Source organism: Nocardia canadensis (assembly GCF_032656385.1).
Taxonomy (GTDB): Bacteria; Actinomycetota; Actinomycetes; order Mycobacteriales; family Mycobacteriaceae; genus Nocardia; species Nocardia canadensis.
Genome location: NZ_JAVCWB010000002.1, coordinates 1 through 16,261 on the forward strand (window position 1 = coordinate 1; position 16,261 = coordinate 16,261).

Here is a 16,261-nt window from a genome sequence, read left to right on the forward strand (position 1 = left end):
ACAGTGGACGCGAGCATCTTTGTTAGTAAGTGTTTAAGAGCGTACGGTGGATGCCTTGGCACCAGGAGCCGATGAAGGACGTAGGAGGCTGCGATAAGCCTCGGGGAGCTGTCAACCGAGCTGAGATCCGAGGATTTCCGAATGGGGAAACCCAGCACGAGTGATGTCGTGTTACCCGCATCTGAATATATAGGGTGTGTGGAGGGAACGTGGGGAAGTGAAACATCTCAGTACCCACAGGAAGAGAAAACAACAGTGATTCCGTGAGTAGTGGCGAGCGAAAGCGGATGAGGCTAAACCTCAAGCGTGTGATACCCGGCAGGGGTTGCGTTTGGGGTGTTGTGGGGTCATTCTTCTTGATTCTGCCGGATCAAGCGAGAGTAAGAAACCAATGTGTTAGTCGAAGTGGTCTGGAACGGCCTGCCATAGACGGTGATAGTCCGGTAGACGAAAACATGTTGGCTCTCGTGAGTGATACCCGAGTAGCAGCGGGCCCGTGAAATCTGCTGTGAATCTGCCGGGACCACCCGGTAAGCCTGAATACTCCCTGGTGACCGATAGCGGACTAGTACCGTGAGGGAAAGGTGAAAAGTACCCCGGGAGGGGAGTGAAATAGTACCTGAAACCGTGCGCTTACAATCCGTCAGAGCCTTCGTACTTGTGCGTGGGGTGATGGCGTGCCTTTTGAAGAATGAGCCTGCGAGTCATCGGTGTGTGGCGAGGTTAACCCGTGTGGGGTAGCCGTAGCGAAAGCGAGTCCGAATAGGGCGCCCTTTAGTCGCACATTATGGACCCGAAGCGGAGTGATCTACCCATGGCCAGGGTGAAGCGACGGTAAGACGTCGTGGAGGCCCGAACCCACTTAGGTTGAAAACTGAGGGGATGAGCTGTGGGTAGGGGTGAAAGGCCAATCAAACTCCGTGATAGCTGGTTCTCCCCGAAATGCATTTAGGTGCAGCGTCACGTGTTTCACGCCGGAGGTAGAGCTACTGGATGGCCTAGGGGGCCCACAAGCTTACCGAAGTCAGCCAAACTCCGAATGCCGGTGTGTGAGAGCGTGGCAGTGAGACTGCGGGGGATAAGCTTCGTAGTCGAGAGGGAAACAGCCCAGATCGCCGGCTAAGGCCCCTAAGCGTGTACTAAGTGGAAAAGGATGTGGGGTCGCTTAGACAACCAGGAGGTTGGCTTAGAAGCAGCCACCCTTGAAAGAGTGCGTAATAGCTCACTGGTCAAGTGATCCTGCGCCGACAATGTAGCGGGGCTCAAGTACACCGCCGAAGCCGCGGCATTTCAGCATTATCCTGCTTTCGAGCCAGGAGCTGGGATGGGTAGGGGAGCGTCCTGTGGCCGTGGAAGCAGCGGAGTGATCCAGCTGTGGAGGCCACGGGAGTGAGAATGCAGGCATGAGTAGCGAAAGACGAGTGAGAAACTCGTCCGCCGAATGACCAAGGGTTCCTGGGCCAGGTTAATCCGCCCAGGGTGAGTCGGGACCTAAGGCGAGGCCGACAGGCGTAGTCGATGGACAACGGGTTGATATTCCCGTACCCGTGTATCCGCGCCAAATATCGAATCAGTTGTGCTAAGTATCCAAAAGCGGATGGACCTCCTTCGGGAGGCCGGATGTGGCTGCATACGACCCTGGCTGTAGTAGGTAAGCGATGGGGTGACGCAGGAAGGTAGCTGGGCCAGGTGATGGAATACCTGGTGTAAGCCTGTAGGGCGTTGTGTAGGCAAATCCGCACAACATATAGCCTGAGAGGTGATGCGTAGCCGTTGTGGTGAATTCAGTGATCCTATGCTGCCGAGAAAAGCCTCTAGTGAGTTGGTACACGGCCCGTACCCCAAACCGACACAGGTGGTCAGGTAGAGAATACTAAGGCGATCGAGAGAACTGTGGTTAAGGAACTCGGCAAAATGCCCCCGTAACTTCGGGAGAAGGGGGACCTGCCCTGGTGACGAGTCTTGCACTCAGAGCTGGGGAAGGTCGCAGAGACCAGAGAGAAGCGACTGTTTACTAAAAACACAGGTCCGTGCGAAGTCGTAAGACGATGTATACGGACTGACGCCTGCCCGGTGCCGGAAGGTTAAGAGGACCGGTTAGCGCTTCGGCGCGAAGCTGAGAATTTAAGCCCCGGTAAACGGCGGTGGTAACTATAACCATCCTAAGGTAGCGAAATTCCTTGTCGGGTAAGTTCCGACCTGCACGAATGGCGTAACGACTTCTCTGCTGTCTCAACCACAGACTCGGCGAAATTGCATTACGAGTAAAGATGCTCGTTACGCGCGGCAGGACGAAAAGACCCCGGGACCTTCACTATAGCTTGGTATTGGTGTTCGGTACGGTTTGTGTAGGATAGGTGGGAGACTGTGAAGCTTGGACGCCAGTTCAGGTGGAGTCGTCGTTGAAATACCACTCTGATCGTATTGGACTTCTAACCTCGGACCATGATCTGGTTCAGGGACAGTGCCTGGTGGGTAGTTTAACTGGGGCGGTTGCCTCCCAAAATGTAACGGAGGCGCCCAAAGGTTCCCTCAGCCTGGTTGGCAATCAGGTGTCGAGTGCAAGTGCACAAGGGAGCTTGACTGTGAGAGTGACAGCTCGAGCAGGGACGAAAGTCGGGACTAGTGATCCGGCACCGGCAAGTGGAAGCGGTGTCGCTCAACGGATAAAAGGTACCCCGGGGATAACAGGCTGATCTTCCCCAAGAGTCCATATCGACGGGATGGTTTGGCACCTCGATGTCGGCTCGTCGCATCCTGGGGCTGGAGTAGGTCCCAAGGGTTGGGCTGTTCGCCCATTAAAGCGGCACGCGAGCTGGGTTTAGAACGTCGTGAGACAGTTCGGTCTCTATCCGCCGCGCGCGTTAGAAACTTGAGGAAGGCTGTCCCTAGTACGAGAGGACCGGGACGGACGAACCTCTGGTGTGCCAGTTGTTCCGCCAGGAGCACTGCTGGTTGGCTACGTTCGGAAGGGATAACCGCTGAAAGCATCTAAGCGGGAAGCCTGTTCCAAGATGAGGTTTCTCTCCCACTTGATGGGTTAAGGCCCCCTACAGACCATGGGGTTGATAGGCCGGAACTGGAAGCCAGGTAACTGGTGTAGGTGACTGGTACTAATAGGCCGAGGGCTTACTATCGAAGGTGTTACGCGTCCACTGTGCGGTATCTGAAACAACACACAGATCACCGAGACAACAATTATCTGCCCTTGGGGGTGGTTGGTTGTGGCTCTCTGTGTGACAGTTTCATAGAGTTACGGCGGTTATAGCGGTGGGGAAACGCCCGGTCCCATTCCGAACCCGGAAGCTAAGGCCACCTGCGCCGATGGTACTGCACTCGACAGGGTGTGGGAGAGTAGGACACCGCCGGAACATCATTGCGAAAGGCCCTCCAACTTCGGTTGGAGGGCCTTTTTGCGTTCCCGGACTGGTGCCGTAACCTGTGCTGCCGGTTGACAACTCGCATGTCGGATCTCCACACTAGCGGGAGGGCGTGGGCCTCAGGCGGACGTCGCTGTGAGCTGACCGAGCTGTGTTCACACCACGCACCAGGGGAAGGTCAATGGCTGTCTTCATCAGCTACCACAGCAGCAAGCGCTCCGTCGTCGAACACATCGCCGGCTACTTTCAGCGTCGGGGGATCACCACATGGTGGGCGCCACGGGACATCCCACCGGGCTCGAAGTGGGATGAGGCGATCTCGGTCGCCATCAGAGACGCCTCGGCGCTGGTTCTCCTGTTCTGTGCCGGCGCTGATTCGAGCGTCCACGTCAAGCGCGAGGTCCTGCTCGCCGATCGTGCCAAGATCCCGATCTACTGGGTGCGCCTGGAACAGGTGGAGCCGGACAAACTCGGCTACTTCCTCTCGCCGACCCAGTGGGTGGATTGGCTGGACAGACGCGATGGCACGCTGGAGGGTCTGGTCGCGGACCTACTGAATCCCGCGGTCGGCGGCCGCGGTCTCGAGCGGGGACAAGAGGGCCGGCAGGTCGAACCCGCGAAGGTGACGGGATGGCCGGCGGGCGTCGTGGCTTTCGACAACGAGGCACAGGCCGCTGAAGCTGCCGCGCACACCTATTTTCGGGCAGCCAACGAGATGCCGCACCGCAGCGTCGTGCTACCGACGGGACGTGCTGGGACCCAGCTGTTCAATGCCATGCTGCGCATCGCCGACGACTATCACCCGCTGCCGTTCGGCTCCGCGCCGATCCTTTCCGACACCGAGACCTTCGGTGTCTTCGACCGGCACGATTCCTCACGCACCCGACACGTCCTCGAAACCCTGGTCGAGCCCTTGGCAGACCGTGGCCTAGGACCCACGGCGAAGCAGCTACAGCTGCTGTCGGGACAGATCAACCAGAACTCCGACCCGCTGCAATCCACCCGGCGAATGCTGCGCATGTATCCGCCTGCAGTGCATGGTATTTCGATCTCTCCAGATGGCGAGGTGCTCGGCTACGAGGTCGGCGCATACACCGACCCGGACGACATCGCGGGTGACGGCTGCCGAATCGTCGAGTTGAGCGAACACGGGCGCCGCTACATCGACCCGAACCAGCCCTCGCGGTCCGTGATAACGATCGGCCTGGCGGCTGCTATCGAATGCTCGGCCCTGATGATCCTCGCGTTCGACCGAAGCAAGTCACGCATCATCCACCAGATGTCCCACTTTCCGGCGACCGCGGGAGTGCCCGCGACGCTGCTGCGGCGCAATGCCGGCGCGGTGATCGTCACGACCAGGCGCATCGCCCAGGAAGCCGAACTCGATCACGTCCACTATCCGATCTCGGCCAAGGCAGGTAGCGAATGGATCTTCAACAAGTCTTTGTGAGACCGACTCCCACCGTGGCGGTGGTCGGGATGGCCACCATCGACTACCTCTATGTCCTGGACAGCCACCCTGCCGAGGACAGCGAGAACCCGGTGCGCCAGCACGAAGTGGTGATCGGAGGCCCGGCTGGGCGCGGTGCGATCGCGGCCGCACGATTGGGCGGTGAGGGAGTCACCCTGTCGGCGATGTGCGGGACCGGTGTCCACGCCGATGTGCTGCGACGCGAACTGAAAGCTGAACCCCTGACGACGAATCTGGCTGTGCGGCACCAGGAGAGCCAGCATTCGGCCGTGATTGTCACGGCCGATCGCGGCACCCGCACGACGATCTGGACCCCGCAGCCGCGCGCGGACGAGCAGTTCATCGACGCCCTACCCACGGTGTTCGATGGGGCTGACGCGGCTTTGCTCGACTGCACCGACCCGGCGTTGAGCAAGGCGGCGATCGCGCGGTGCCGCGAGTTGGGCGTCCCGGTCGTGATCGATACCGGCGGCTACAAGCAGTCCAGTGAAGACCTGTTGGCCGGCGTCGAGTTCATCGTCTCGCCAGAGAAGTTCTTCACCGGAAGGCACCCCGGCGAACCGCTGGAACGTAGCATGGCGAAGGTGCACGAGGACTTCCAGCCGAAGGTTCTCGTCGCCACCCAAGCCGCGCGTGGCGGCGTCTATCTCGACGAGACCGGCACACATCGCTACCGCGGATTTCCTGTGGACACCAAGGACTCCTGTGGCGCCGGGGACACCTTCCACGGTGCGCTCGCATGGGCGGTGGCGGCGGGCGCCGACACCGCAACCGCCCTGGACATCGCGTCGTGGGCAGCGGCGCAGAAGTGCGCGGTATTCGGGAACGGCGGTATTCCGAATCGCGCTCAGCTGGAACGATTCCTGGAGGAGTCGATCGGGGATAGCACCAGGTAGCTACTGGGTGTGCGAGGCCCGCCACAAGGTGTGCTCGCGACTGATCGCTTCCTCGGCATCGGCGACCGCCGACGACCATTCCTGCTCCGTGTGATCGCGCTCGAGCATGTCCCGGATCGTGCTCAGCTCGTGCGCGGCCACCGAGTACGCGACCGCGGTGGTCGTGTGCTGGCGCGCGGACGACCAGGCGGCGAGGCCGGCGATCGTCGCGGCGACGATGCCCGCGAGGTCGAAGTCGACAGCACCCAGCGCCTTCGCTAGAGCCGCCGAGATCCCTACGATCTCGAAGCTGAGCGAGACGAAGCCGAACTGATTCGCCCGCCGGTAGTGGTACTCCGCTTTGGTCGCGTACCAGTGCTGCTGCTCGAGCACCCGCCCCTCGTTGTAGACAGCGCGGCGCTGCCCCAAGGGGAGCTGTCGTACCTCGCGCATCCGGTCGCTGATGGTCCGCCCGGTCGGCGGCGGAAAGTTCAGCGAGCGCAGCGGACGCTGTAAGCGGCGCACCCGGTCGACGAGCAGCTGATCGGCCGCCGCCGCTGGCATACCACTCGGGAACGGCGAACCGCCGACCATGTACTTCCAGGTCAGCGTCTTCACCGACTCTGCTAGTGCGCGTCCCTCGTACCAGTCCTGATCGGGACGGTCGCGAAGCTGCCAGACGTTGAGCGCGAGCATCGTCACGAACGCCACGGTCGTGACGATCGCAGCGGCATCGATGCCGTGCGAGCCAACGCGAATGGTGAACGCGGCGAACACAGCCGCGACGACGGCCAGGACCAGCCGCGCACCATGAGCGCGCAGGAACTGGAACTGCCCCCGCAGCGAGGCGGAATCGGCAGATTGGTATAGAGCGGGATAGTCCTCGATGGAGAACACGAACCCGTCCGCATGGCCCCCAGACACCAAACGAGACTAGCAGCGATCGCCGAGATGTTCCGAGATACGTTTGACCACATTGTGTTTCAACGAGCACCGGTCGGATTGGGTATCCGAAATGCGATCTGGCGTAGATGGCCTCGTCATCCATCGTGATCACATAGCAGGTCCTGAGAAGGACGGTCGGCATCCCGCGGTGCCGAGGTCCACAGCGACGGTGCACCGGGCTGTCGAATCTGTCACAAATCGTCGACATCCTCCGATACGCAGTCTGGCCGCGATGATCTCGGAGGGTGCGATGGTAGAACAGCTCAACGTAGGCAATGCCAAAGATGGCATCGGCAGGACAGTCGACGGCATCGGCAAGGCCGCGCGAACCGCGTCAACGCAGTTCGTCGGGCAAGTCGGCAACGTCAAGGACGCTGCCAGAGGCCGGGTCGAGAAGCTGACTGTGAAGAAGCCGGATCCCTACGAATCGGCTGTGGCGGAATACAACGGCGTCTTCACCGCGATGGCTGACCGGGGCTTGTCTCTGTTGCGGCAGCGCGAACGTTCGACGGACCTGATCGAGCTGGTCGAGCAGTTGGTGAACAGCATCGCCAACACCCCGAAGTCGTTCGAAACCGACTTCGACGAGATCGAGGTGCATAAGAAGCACTTCCTGCAAGCGGAGGACTTCGCTCAGAAGGAGCTGGAAGCGGCACGGCTGTCGGCGGCCGGTGCCGGTGCCGGGTTCGCGGCGGGCACCGCGGTGGCGGGCTTGGCACCGTCGGCGGCGATCTGGGTCGCCACCACCTTCGGGACGGCCTCGACCGGCACCGCTATCTCGACCCTGTCCGGGGCCGCGGCCAGTCAGGCAGCGCTGGCGTGGCTCGGTGGAGGCGCGCTGGCCGCTGGTGGCGGCGGCACGGCGGCAGGCACCACACTGCTCGCGCTGGCCGGCCCGATCGGCTGGACTATCGCGGGCGCAACTCTGCTCGCGTCTATCGCTCTGTTCGCGAAGAAAAAGTTCGAGAATCGAGAGGCGAAGCACGAAGCGCTGACCGCGATCAAGCGGAACACTGCCCTTGTCAAAGGCATGGATGCGCAAATCGAGGACCTCCTCCAGCGGACGACCTCGCTTCGCGAAGGTCTGGTCAAGGGCTACGGCGAAGCATTGGTGCACTTCCGCGCTGATTTCCAAGCGCTCGCCCCAGGCGAGCGGACGGAACTCGCTGCGTTGGTGAACAACACGAAGGCGTGTGCGGCCATGCTGAGCCTGCGCATCGAGCAGGACGCCGCCGGTGAGTGATGCTGCCGAGTTCCTTGCGAACACACAGGAGCAGGCAGTCGCGTCCTGGGTGAGCTATCTCAATCAGCTCCGCATAGACAACCTCCTGAGCGCGCTCAGCCAGCAGGACGAGCATCTCCAGGACGCGCTCACCAGCGTCGGTGAAGCCATCAGGAAGATAGACCTCGAGGTGGTCGCCGCCAACCGTGGCGGACAGCGTGGCATGCACGGGTTCATCGCCGAGGTCGCTGAAGTCGGGATCGGCAACGCCCGCAAACAGATCCTCGGCCACGCGCCCGATTACCAGTGGGTGAACGACAACGGACCCGTTGACTTGATGCGCGGAAGTGTCGAGATCCAGCAGAAGTTCGTCGCCGCAGGCGGCCGCTTCTCACTGGGCGCGATCGCCGAGCACCTCCAGAAATATCCCCAGTACGTGAACAACGGTGGAAAATACCAGATCCCGCGCGATCACTTCGAGGTGATCCGGCGGTTGCACGGCTTGTCGCGCGATGAGGCCGGCAAGCTCCTGTCACGCAGTTCCGACGGACCTTCCCTCAGAGACTGGCAGCGGGTCCAGACGTTCTTCCACACCAGATCCGTCGGCATCGAATCGCTCGAACCCTCGACGCTCAGGTACGACGAAGTCCAGCGCGAGGTCTACGCCTCGACCCTGGCGGCGGAAAAGGACTCGCTCCGTGCCACGGACCGATCCCTGCGTGCCGACGCCCACCAACAGAGCCGACCGACGCTGAGTCAAGGAGGTACGGTCGCGCTCACCGCCGCCGCGACCGCGGCCGGAACGGCATTCGTACTGGCCGTGTTCACCAGGCGTCGGGAAGGCAAGAGGCTCAAAGAGTTCAGCGGGCAGGACTGGTTCGAGATCGCGGGCGAAACCGGTGTGGGTTTCGGCAAGGGCGGTGTCCGAGGACTGAGCATCTACGGGCTCACGAACTTCACCGCCACCTCGGCAGCCGTTGCCAGCTCGATCGTCACCGCCTCCTTCAGCATCGCCGAGCAGGCGAACAAGCTACGCCGCAACGAGATCGATGAGCTGGAGTTCATCGAGAACTCCGAGATGATCGCCTTGGAAGCCGCGGTACGAGCGCTGTCCTCTTTCGTCGGCCAGGCGGCTATCCCTATTCCCATCCTCGGTGCCGTCATCGGCAACACGGTCGGCACCGTGATGTACAAGGCCGTCGCATCGTCGTTGACAAAGCGAGAGGCAGCGTTGATCGAGCGCTACCTCGACGAGCAGCGTGTGCTCGACGAGCACCTCGCCGCTGAGTATCAGGTGATGGTGGAGAAGCTGACCCAGAGCATGTCCGACTATCTCGGACTGCTCGAATTGGTCTTCTCGCCTGACGTGCAGGTCGCACTCGTCGGATCGGTTGAGCTGGCGGCGGCACTCGGTGTGGCTTCGGACGAGATCCTGGACTCCGAGGAGAAGATCGACGCCTACTTCCTCGACTAGCTAGGTGCGACAGGAGTTTCGAGGTAGACCTCGACGGTGCCGGTAGCCCTGCGGACGCTCGTCCAGCTACCCTCGCCGTCTCGTCACGTCCGCGCCGCCGAGTCTTGGCAGAGTGTCGACGGAGGGCCGAACTGCCTTATACACCAATGTATTCCGCGTATCGTCATCATTGCCCGGTCGCCGGAATCCGCAGGATCCGGCGGTTCCGCGATTCCCTCGATGACGACCTGTGCTCGCGCCGCGCCAGGATCGAACATCTCCCGGCCCGACGAACGAGCCCCGAGTCCGCGGTGCTTCGCCCGCATTGCCGCCCAGGCGAAGAGCGCCAGCGGGCCGATGATCACGATCAGCACCAACAAGTCCAGGCCTGGCTCTACCGCTACCCGCAGTTGTAGATCGAAACGATTATGAGGACCGAGTCCCCCTTGCGCACGGAATCCAACTGATCCGGTGACAGCACCTCCCGGGGACGCTTCTGTCTTCCCCACGGCTCGGCGATGTTACGAGGATTACGGTCTAGGACGACCGATACCCCACAGCGGCCCTCTTGTTCGCCTCTCACGACGATCGTGTAATCATTCGGAAGCTGCTTCGGTGTCGAAACGAAGGGCGGATCGAGTTTGTGCAACGGATAGCCGGGAACGCTGATAGTCGCTGCAACATCCGATGGAACCGGTGGCGGGCCAAGAAAATATGCTTTTGCGCCAGGCGGACTGTCTCCGCTCGACACGTCGGTGACATCTACCCGGACAAATCCGGTCGCGGTCGTGTTTTCCGCGATACGTCGTGCCTCGCTCGGGCTGTAGCGCCACTCATCCCACCAGTAATACCCGTAGATTCCCAGTCCGACCACTACCCCCAGCACAACAACTCGAACGGCCCAGCGATGCCAAACGTCACGCTCTAGCGACCGGATTCTCAATAGTATGCCCCAGATCCTCGCAGTATGTTGTCTGCCGCCTTGAACACTTCAAGTGTGCTCTGGCCATGCTCTACTTCGTTGGCGCTGAACGTCCCGCCGCCCGCAGCGACATCTGTAGTGCGTTGCACCATACCGCCAGCGTTGTATCCTGAACCTAGAAACTGATTCAGTGGCGTACTCGCACGTACCTCGGGGGTAGCGTTTTCCATCGCCACGTCCTGCAACATTCGGAGATTGTATGCTGCAGCCTTGATTCCTAGTTCGTCACTTGTTGTCAAGTCCGCCCATTCCTGCCCTTCGAACTGTGCTGGATACTTATCCTTCACTTCGTTGAACGGGCCTGGCTTTTGGTTTGTCAAGCCGATCGAGTTGCCGGCGTCGTTCTTGTCGATTCCGAATGGTGTTGCCCACCTTCGTGCTTTGTCCCAGGCGTATCCGGCGAGAATACCTTTGTCCGAGTCCGGGTGATAGTTCTCGGGGTTTCCGTGGGTCGCGGCGTGGAAGTCGTTCCCATTGGCGTAGCCGGATCGCAGCGGTGCCCCTTCTTGCAGGGCCATGGCCAGGACCATGCGCGGATCGACGCCCGCTTCGTGCCCGTACTGGACCGACCAGATGGCCCAGGCTTTCATCTGCGGCCCCCAGGCATCCAGTGCGCTGGAGTCGCCGAGAGTCAGCGTCGGGGCCGGGGTAGTCCACGTGGACAGGTTCGTGAGGTCATCGACGATGGCCGCGTTGTCGTGCTCGTTTCCGGACTCGACGATCATCGCCAGTGCTTGGATCGCCTGGAGATCGCGCAGACCAGTAAGAGCGTCACATCCAGGTAGTCCGCGGTTGGATCCGACTACCGACAGTTGGTTGTAGAGGTCAGTGCTGCTCAACGCGGTGGACAGTGCGCTGCGAGCGATTCCGATGTCAGGCTCGATCAGGTCGGCATCGACCGTGATCGTCATCGAGGTGGTGCCGATCGCTGTGGCCACAGTGGCGTCGGGATGAGCCGGGAATGCTGTGGTAGCAGCAACTGTCGAGAGCTTCTGGCGGGCGGCGAGGAGATTGGTGTGGTGTGTGCGGGTTGCATCAGCCAGCGCCATTGCGACGGTGGAAATCTGCTGTGCAGCACCACGCAAGGCAACCAAGCCCATTTGCAGATCACGGACTTCATCGGCCTGGACGACGGCAAACGAGTCGTGCACGGTCTGCAGGGTTGCCGCCGCTCCGCTCAGCTCCTGGCTGTTCGAGAAGGTCTCCCACCCCGAGGCTGCGGTGTCGAGAGCATCAGCGCGCGCATTTGGTGCCCCGGTCCACCCAGAGGAACTGATCCCGGTGGAGTTGATCACGACGCCAGGGCCGTTGTCGCCTGTTGCGCAGGGAATATCAGGGAACCCCGTGCCTGCGATGGATGACAGCGGTGCCCGGGCCGGATGGCTCGGCGAAGCGCCCTTGCTCGGGTTCGAATCCGCGTTGTACTCCGCCGTATCCCAGTTGAAGCCTGCGGCGTTGATGATGTCGCTGTAGTGACGCAGTGCGTCGGCGTATGTCTGAACGAAGGTCCGAATCTCGCTGGCGTGCAGGAGATACGCGGTCGCCCACGGCACAGCGGCCAGGTAGTTCCCCGCCATGCCGGTCGTAGTGGTCAGAGCCGGAGCGAGATCGCGGGTGACCGCAGTGCCGATTTCGGTCGACAGCGTACTGAGTTTCTGCGCGGCGTCGTAGTAGATGTCGGATCTGATCGCGAGCCCGGGCGCCATCAGCCTTGCCCGGGCGATCGCCGTGCCGCGGAGGACAGTGCTGCGTCAGGAACCACGGAACATCCTCGAGTTGGCCGACTGAGCGGTCCCGTAGTGCCCGTGTGCAGCTTTGGCCGCGTCACTCATCGTTCGGATGCCGTCTGCGAAGTCGCAGATCGATCGGTCGGCTGTCCGGCACTGACCGAACTCATCCTTGTGCGCGACAACCCATCTCGCCTATTCGGGCCGAGGCCGATCACGATTACCGGAGGTCTGTTGTCTCGGCCGACCGTCACTTGGTCGCACCCAGAACCCAGCTCGTCGAGGTCGGCTGCGGTTCTCTCGACCTTGTCGGCCATCGCCGCAGCCGGCAGCCTCATGACTCGTTGATTCCGTGCAGTACCGGGCTGTTGGTGATCTCGGCGGCTGATGACGGGGGCGCGTGGCGGCGACCGCCGACATGCGCACAGGTGAGTGTCGCCGCGACGGCCTCACTGACGGGACGGACCACCGGGTCGGCCGAGTCGGCAGGCGTCGGCGTACCTGTCCGATGTGGATGCCCTTCGAGATCGAAGAAGAACTGGATGCCCTCGGCGCTGCTCGGAGTATTGGCCGATCATTACGTGCCTGAGTCGGCCCGGCTCGAGCTCAACGGTTGTCTGGCCGCGCATGACAACGACATCGAACCGCTGCTCCTCGTGGTGGCCGACTGTCCCTTCCGGTGGAGTGCCGCCGCGATGACCTGCCCCAGGAACTTCGGGCGTGGTGTTGACGACATCCTCGCCAGCCTAGCGGCATGGGCCGCCAGGTATGACTCGGGCATGAGGGTGGAACGAAAAGGACAAGTTGACGGCCGACATGATGAACCGTCCCGATCGGTGGGCTGACGTAACGATGGATCAGGTGCGAGCCGAGTGCAAAGACGTGGAATGCGGCCGAATGACGTGGATGCCGCGTCGAAGCAACATCGGCCAATACGGGCATCGCTTGACGCGGTGCTAGCAGAGGGCGTGGATGAAGACGATCTCGGATGTGTCCTTGCTCGTATAGGCGACCCACCTGGTCAGGGCGGTTTGCCCTTCGTCGGCGCGAAAGGTATGTTCCGATTCCAACAGCGGGAGGTTCTTCGTATCCCGCCAGTGGTACTTCCAATCTTTCGGCACCCCGGAAATGAATTTGGTAAGGCCTGACTTGGTCTTGAACTCATCCATTTCGTTGGCGGGGATTTCTACCACAGCGGTAACTACTTCATCTCCGAAACCTGTCTGCTGCTCGAATTCGACAAGTTTGACGCTGTTTGGGAACACGAGTGAGCCGCAGGTCTCGAGGGATAGGAGGTCTTTGCGCTCGCTCGAGCAGGCTGTCAGTGTAAATATTTGCGCGCCTATCGCGGCGATGAGGAGTGCATAGGTCAGTCTTCGTTTCATAGCCTCTGTGTCCAGGTCTGTATGGTGTCGGATTGTCCGCGTGCTATGAAACTTCGTGCCCACCCGAATTCTTCGAGTTCGCGCATGTGATTGCCAACCGAGTTGGCTTGGTTTCGTTTGACGTTGCCAAATGGAATCCAATTCTTTGTTTCAAAGTTGTAGTAATCCCAGATGTACACCTTATAGCTCAACTCGGCGTATAGACCGTCGTCTCTGGAACGAACGATTGTGTCGCTTCCGACTGACACATCGAAGTGCCCGATCCCGAACTCGACGTCTGGATCCTCGGTGGGTCCGCAGCCCTTCCAGTCAGAGGTGAGCTCTCGAAGGATACCGACCTGTGGGTCCAGTCTCGCCTGTTCGACGATCCCGTCGAGACACAACGCGACGGTGTCCCGGACGTTCGTTGTGTTCACCGCTTTTTGGAAATGTTCGGATTTTATGGTGAAGTCGGAGTTCGGTCCAGGGTTCGACAGGTAGAATTTGAAGAGGTCCGCTGAGAAGGTGTAGCCAGCGCCCTGAAAATATTGTAGAGCGAAGAAAGCGTCGACGGTCTTGTAAGTCCTGGCTTCGATCTTGTCGGCGATTCCAGTGCGTGATCCATACGCGGCCGGATTCTTCTTCGGCGGATCAGGCGGTGGATGCAAGGCTGTTCTCCCACCAAACGTTGTCGCTGTAACCGTATCGCCTAGTTCCCATGTCAGCGATGGCCCAGCCCGGAGCAGTGAAATCGTCGGGCGCAAAGGCCGGAGGGACCCGGCCTGACGTGTACTCCAATGCTTGGGACACTTTTCCGATCGCGTCTCGTATCTGGTCCTGACGAGCACGAGCGGCCGCGATGAGGACGTCCAACTCGGAGGAGATCGTCGAGCGATACGATTCCTGGATCGGCTCCGCCAATGCTTGAGCCCAAACTCCCAACGGGAATGTGAAGTCGAGCAGCGTGATCGACTTGGCGAGGCCGCCACTGAGTTCCGTCGCTTGGTTGTGGACGAGTCGTTCTAGAAGGGTGGCGGCGGCCTCGACTATCTGACAGACAGCCTCCATGTCGTCGCTGCGGTTGGTCAGCGTCATCGCAGTCGTGCTCGAGCTCGCCTCGAAGGCCTGCGCGGCGTTGCCGGACCAACTGCTCCGCAGCCAGGTCGCACCGCCGGAAAGGTTCTGGGAAGCGACGTAGTCGTTGATCCCGATCAGCCGGACCAGCTTGCCGGCGGTCTTCAGTGACTCCCAGTCGGCCTCCAATGGCTTCAGGAGATCGGCTGCCGGCTGGACGCCGACAGCGGCCATGATCGCGGCGTCGTAGCACGAGATCGACTCGATGGCGGAGGTCACGGTCTGGCGGACCGAGTACGTGACAGAGTCGGTGTTGGTGAGTGCTGGAAGTTGCAGCGACGGGTATCGCACGCTGTCGCCAGTGCCCAGCTGATCGCCGGAGCGGCTATCTCCTCCGACGCTCGCCAAGGCGTACGCATTGTTCTGGTCTGTTGCTTGATAGGAGGTTGCCGCAGTCGAGAGATTGTCGGCGAGGTCCTGGATAGCGGTTTGATCCGTGCGTTGCGCGGCCTCGACCGCGACGTGGAACCGCTCGAGTGGCGGCGATACCTCGGCGAGAAGACCGGCGACGCCCTCGGGTAGCCGGATCTCGGGCATCAGGCGCGAGGCGTTGGCGGAGAAGTTCGAACCGATATCCTGCAAGTCCAGCCTGAAGCCGTTGAGCTGAGTCGACTCTACCGATAGTTCAGCCATGGTCCAGGCCTGGACGAGATAGCCGGCGGTGTATATGCGCTATCGCAAATCGCATGTGATGCCCACTCCCCCTTAGTAGTTCAGCGATCTGGGCTGGAGAGTACAGTAGGTTCCACCCGTGCGCCATCGCGGATGTCGGTGCTGTGAGCGCATCCGAAGTGGTGCTGGCTCAAACCGTATCGAGTGCACGATCGACGAGCGCCGGGCACCGAATCGGAGACTGAAGCCGAAGAAGCTCATCGACTGCATGATTCCGCCGGCCAAGGCTATCGCCTGGTTGTAGACCAGGCGCTCGAGACATGCGCCGCCGTTCTCGACGATCTTCGAGACGGCGTTCAGGTCGTCACTTCGCCCCGTGACCGTCTGCGACAGGGTGGACGTGCTCGATCCGAAGGCGGTAGAGGCGTCGCCCTGCCAACTGTTCTGCAGCCATCGCGTGCCTTCGGTGAGGTTCTGTGACGCCACATAGTCGTTGATGCTGAGGCTGCCGATGCGTCGGCCGATAGCCTGCAGCGTCTCCCAGTCGGCTTCCAGCGGTGTCAGATAGTCTGCGGCGGGCTTCATGCCGATCGCCGCACTCAATGCTTCGTCGTATCCGGCTATCTGCTCGATCGCGCTGACCACAACCGCGCGCAATGTGTAGGCATCCTCCGGGGTGTCCGGGAGAGTGGGCAACTGCAGTCCGCCGAAGCGTTTCACGGTAGCGCTGGATCCGGTTGCTGTATCGGAGCCACCATGGGCGTTCGTGGAGGTCGTTGACAGCGCGGTTGCCGTCGCATCGTCGGTGGACTCGTACTCGTTCGCCGCTGTGGTCAAGGTCGTGCGGAGTGTGTCGATGGCCGCCAGATCCGATTGTTGCGCTAACGATATCGCGACGCGGAACTTCTCGAACGCGGGTGTCAGGGTGGCGATTACCCCGGATGCTCCGGGCGGGAGCGTCACTGCTGGAAGCAGTCGTGTGGTGTTCGACGCGAGGTTGGTTCGGGCGTCCTCGAGGTCCAGGTGGAATCCGGTCAGGCTGCCGACGTCGACGATGAGATCGGTCATGTCGTCACCGCATTCGGACGGGCGGTGT

General features: G+C 61.2%; 12 protein-coding genes and 2 rRNA genes. 7 read left to right on the forward strand and 7 right to left on the reverse strand.

Features of this window, described 5'->3' with window-relative positions:
* Nucleotides 1-23 precede the first annotated feature (23 nt).
* From Q7X29_RS03255 to Q7X29_RS03270, 4 genes are all read left to right on the forward strand, one after another.
* Nucleotides 24-3,137: ribosomal RNA gene (locus tag Q7X29_RS03255) — 23S ribosomal RNA — on the forward strand.
* Nucleotides 3,138-3,254: 117 nt separating this feature from the next.
* Nucleotides 3,255-3,371 (forward strand): 5S ribosomal RNA (gene rrf / locus Q7X29_RS03260).
* A gap of 190 nt (nt 3,372-3,561) precedes the next feature.
* The gene (locus Q7X29_RS03265; RefSeq protein ID WP_316573252.1) at nt 3,562-4,830 is read left to right on the forward strand and encodes a TIR domain-containing protein; all 1,269 of its coding nucleotides are present in this window, start codon (nt 3,562-3,564) and stop codon (nt 4,828-4,830) included.
* Nucleotides 4,806-5,747, forward strand: coding sequence for a PfkB family carbohydrate kinase (locus tag Q7X29_RS03270; RefSeq protein ID WP_316573253.1), 942 nt, complete (start codon nt 4,806-4,808; stop codon nt 5,745-5,747). The genes Q7X29_RS03265 and Q7X29_RS03270 overlap by 25 nt, the downstream gene beginning before the upstream one ends.
* Here the strand turns inward: Q7X29_RS03270 and Q7X29_RS03275 are convergent, their stop codons facing one another.
* The gene (locus Q7X29_RS03275; protein ID WP_316573254.1) at nt 5,748-6,650 is read right to left on the reverse strand and encodes a DUF4231 domain-containing protein; all 903 of its coding nucleotides are present in this window, start codon (nt 6,648-6,650) and stop codon (nt 5,748-5,750) included. It abuts the gene before it with no gap.
* Between the two features lie 271 nt (nt 6,651-6,921).
* On the opposite strand from Q7X29_RS03275, the gene Q7X29_RS03280 reads away from it, so the two are divergent.
* Together Q7X29_RS03280 and Q7X29_RS03285 are read left to right on the forward strand one after the other, a co-directional pair.
* The gene (locus Q7X29_RS03280; protein ID WP_316573255.1) at nt 6,922-7,914 is read left to right on the forward strand and encodes a hypothetical protein; all 993 of its coding nucleotides are present in this window, start codon (nt 6,922-6,924) and stop codon (nt 7,912-7,914) included.
* The gene (locus tag Q7X29_RS03285; RefSeq protein ID WP_316573256.1) at nt 7,907-9,367 is read left to right on the forward strand and encodes a hypothetical protein; all 1,461 of its coding nucleotides are present in this window, start codon (nt 7,907-7,909) and stop codon (nt 9,365-9,367) included. The genes Q7X29_RS03280 and Q7X29_RS03285 overlap by 8 nt, the downstream gene beginning before the upstream one ends.
* A gap of 379 nt (nt 9,368-9,746) precedes the next feature.
* Here the strand turns inward: Q7X29_RS03285 and Q7X29_RS03290 are convergent, their stop codons facing one another.
* Together Q7X29_RS03290 and Q7X29_RS03295 are read right to left on the reverse strand one after the other, a co-directional pair.
* Nucleotides 9,747-10,220 (reverse strand): hypothetical protein, encoded by a 474-nt coding sequence (locus Q7X29_RS03290; protein WP_316573257.1) that lies wholly within the window; start codon nt 10,218-10,220, stop codon nt 9,747-9,749.
* A gap of 65 nt (nt 10,221-10,285) precedes the next feature.
* A complete protein-coding gene (locus Q7X29_RS03295; RefSeq protein ID WP_316573258.1) occupies nt 10,286-12,034 on the reverse strand; it encodes a hypothetical protein in 1,749 nt (582 codons plus the stop codon).
* A 563-nt stretch (nt 12,035-12,597) separates the two neighbouring features.
* Between Q7X29_RS03295 and Q7X29_RS03300 the strand changes: the two genes are divergently transcribed.
* Nucleotides 12,598-12,900 (forward strand): hypothetical protein, encoded by a 303-nt coding sequence (locus tag Q7X29_RS03300; RefSeq protein WP_316573259.1) that lies wholly within the window; start codon nt 12,598-12,600, stop codon nt 12,898-12,900.
* Nucleotides 12,901-13,011: 111 nt separating this feature from the next.
* On the opposite strand, the gene Q7X29_RS03305 is transcribed toward Q7X29_RS03300, so the two are convergent.
* From Q7X29_RS03305 to Q7X29_RS03320, 4 genes are all read right to left on the reverse strand, one after another.
* Nucleotides 13,012-13,440 (reverse strand): hypothetical protein, encoded by a 429-nt coding sequence (locus tag Q7X29_RS03305; protein WP_316573260.1) that lies wholly within the window; start codon nt 13,438-13,440, stop codon nt 13,012-13,014.
* Nucleotides 13,437-14,087, reverse strand: a complete 651-nt coding sequence (locus tag Q7X29_RS03310; protein ID WP_218716446.1) for a hypothetical protein — start codon at nt 14,085-14,087, stop codon at nt 13,437-13,439. Before Q7X29_RS03310 ends, Q7X29_RS03305 begins: the two co-directional genes overlap by 4 nt.
* Entirely contained in the window at nt 14,071-15,186 is a 1,116-nt protein-coding gene (locus Q7X29_RS03315; protein ID WP_316573261.1) for a type VII secretion target, read from the reverse strand. Before Q7X29_RS03315 ends, Q7X29_RS03310 begins: the two co-directional genes overlap by 17 nt.
* Nucleotides 15,187-15,258: 72 nt before the next feature.
* Nucleotides 15,259-16,233 (reverse strand): hypothetical protein, encoded by a 975-nt coding sequence (locus tag Q7X29_RS03320; protein WP_316573262.1) that lies wholly within the window; start codon nt 16,231-16,233, stop codon nt 15,259-15,261.
* Nucleotides 16,234-16,261 lie beyond the last annotated feature (28 nt).